The organism is Albimonas pacifica, from assembly GCF_900113695.1.
Classification (GTDB): Bacteria; Pseudomonadota; Alphaproteobacteria; order Rhodobacterales; family Rhodobacteraceae; genus Albimonas; species Albimonas pacifica.
This window is the reverse complement of sequence record NZ_FOQH01000052.1, coordinates 1-2087: the sequence shown is the minus strand read 5'-3', so window position 1 is coordinate 2087 and position 2087 is coordinate 1. Positions and strand designations below refer to the sequence as shown.

General features: G+C 73.2%; 3 protein-coding genes. All 3 read left to right on the top strand.

Going from position 1 to position 2087, the window contains the following annotated elements:
* Nucleotides 1-77 precede the first annotated feature (77 nt).
* Entirely contained in the window at nucleotides 78-491 is a 414-nt protein-coding gene (tnpA, locus tag BM064_RS26545) for an IS66-like element accessory protein TnpA (protein WP_092866602.1), read from the top strand.
* Nucleotides 488-841, top strand: coding sequence for an IS66 family insertion sequence element accessory protein TnpB (gene tnpB / locus BM064_RS26540; protein ID WP_092866599.1), 354 nt, complete (start codon nucleotides 488-490; stop codon nucleotides 839-841). Before tnpA ends, tnpB begins: the two co-directional genes overlap by 4 nt.
* 70 nt (nucleotides 842-911) lie before the next feature.
* Nucleotides 912-2087, top strand: a 1176-nt coding sequence (tnpC, locus tag BM064_RS26535; RefSeq protein ID WP_092866596.1) for an IS66 family transposase, incomplete at its 3' end; no start/stop codon positions are given.

The following is a 2087-nucleotide window of genomic DNA, read 5'->3' as shown; positions in this document are numbered from 1 at the left end:
GTAAGCGTCGTCTGGACCCCACCTGTCGGATCGGAGCGATCTGAAGGAGTCTTGCGACCTCGAAAGGGGATCGCTGCATGGAAGACTTCTCAACGATTGATGCAACGAACGCGGGGACGCCGCGCCGGCTGGAGGTTCTGTCGGGCGAGAGCCGGCGGCGGACCTACACGGACGCGCTGAAGGCGCGGCTGGTGGCGGAGACGCTTCAGCCCGGGGTCTGCGCGGCGGACCTGGCTCGACGGCATGGGCTGCATCCGCAGCAGATCTACACCTGGCGACGACAGGCGCGGCGGGGCCAGCTGGTCTTGCAGGCGGAGGACGCGCCGATGTTCGTCCCCGCCTTGGCATCCGAGCCGCCGATGAAGGCCACGGTCGGCGCGGCGCCCGGCGAGATGGTGATCGAGTTCGGCGGGTTCCGAGTTCGGATCGGGGCCGAGGTGGCGCCCGAGCATGCGGCGGCTCTGGCGGCGGCGCTGAAGGCCCAGGCATGATCCTGCCGGGCGGCCCGATGCGGGTGTTCGTGGCGACGAAGCCGGTGGACTTCCGCAAGGGGATCGACGGCCTGGCCGCGCTGGCGCAGCAGGAGCTGCGGCTCGACCCGTTCTCAGGGGTCGCGCTGGTGTTCCGGGCGAAGCGCGCCGACCGGGTGAAGATCCTGGTGTGGGATGGATCGGGCATGGTGCTGATCGCCAAGCGGCTGGAGCAGGGCAAGTTCGCCTGGCCGCCGGTCTCGGGAGGCGTGATGCGGTTGAGTTCGGCTCAGTTCGCCGCCCTGTTCGAAGGGCTCGACTGGCGGCGGGTGCATGCCCGCCGGACGCCCCGCCCGACGATCGCCGGATAGGCTGCGACGCGGTGACTCATGCCGCGCGCCGGGGCGCCACATCGGCCGCGGGATGTGCTTGCCTGCGGCCATGCCGAGCGACCCGCCGCCCCTCACCGACCTCGATCTGCCGGACGATCCGGCGGCGCTGAAGGCGCGGCTGGCGGCCATGGAGGCGGAGAACGCCGACCTCGCCGAAGAGGTCGCCCGCCTGAAGGCCATCGTCGCCGCCTTCCAGCGCGCGATGTTCGGGCGGCGCTCGGAGAAGCTGGACGCCGACCAGCTCGAACTGGCGCTGGAAGACGCGCAACAGGAGATCGCCGAGGATCGCGCCGAAGCCGACGCCGGGACCCCGGCGCTGAAGGCGCTGCGCGCCGCCCGGCGCCGGGCCAACCGCGGCGCGCTGCCCCCGCACCTGCCGCGCGTCGAGGTCGTGGTCGAGCCGGAGAGCCTGGACTGCACCGGCTGCGGCGGCGCCCTGCATTCCATCGACGAGGATCGCTCCGAGCGGCTCGACGTGATCCCGGCCCAGTTCCGGGTGCTGGTCACCCGCCGCCCGCGCTACGCCTGCCGGGCCTGCGCCGAGGGGGTGGTGCAGGCGCCGGCCCCCGCCCGCCTGATCGCGGGCGGCCTGCCGACCGAGGCCACGGTGGCCCATGTCCTGGTCTCCAAGTTCGCCGATCATCTGCCATTGCATCGCCAGGCGCAGATCTTCGCCCGCCAGGGCGTGAGCCTCGACCGCTCCACGCTCGCCGACTGGGTCGGCCACGCCGCGCGGGAGCTGCGCCCCGTCCATGCCCGGCTGGTGGAGACCCTCAAGGGCTCCCCGAAGCTCTTCGCCGACGAGACCCGGGCGCCGGTGCTGGATCCGGGCCGTGGCCGCACGAAGACCGGCTGGCTCTGGGCGCTGGCGCGCGACGATCGTCCGTGGGGCGGGGTCGATCCGCCCGCCGTCGCCTTCCTCTACGCCGACGGTCGGCGGAACCAGGACGCGGCCGATCTCGTCGAAGGCTTCTCCGGAACGCTCCAGGTGGACGGCTACGCCGCCTACCGCGGCCTCGCCGCGTCCGACCGGCCGGGCGGTCCCGTCACGCTCGCCTTCTGCTGGAGCCACGTCCGGAGGCGCTTCTACGACATCGCCCAGGCCGGGCACGCCCCGATCGCCGAGGAGGCGTTGCGGCGCATCGCCGAACTCTACGCCGTGGAGGCCGAGATCCGCGGCCTCGACCCCAAGGGCCGCCGCGCCGCGCGCGACGCCCGCTCCCGA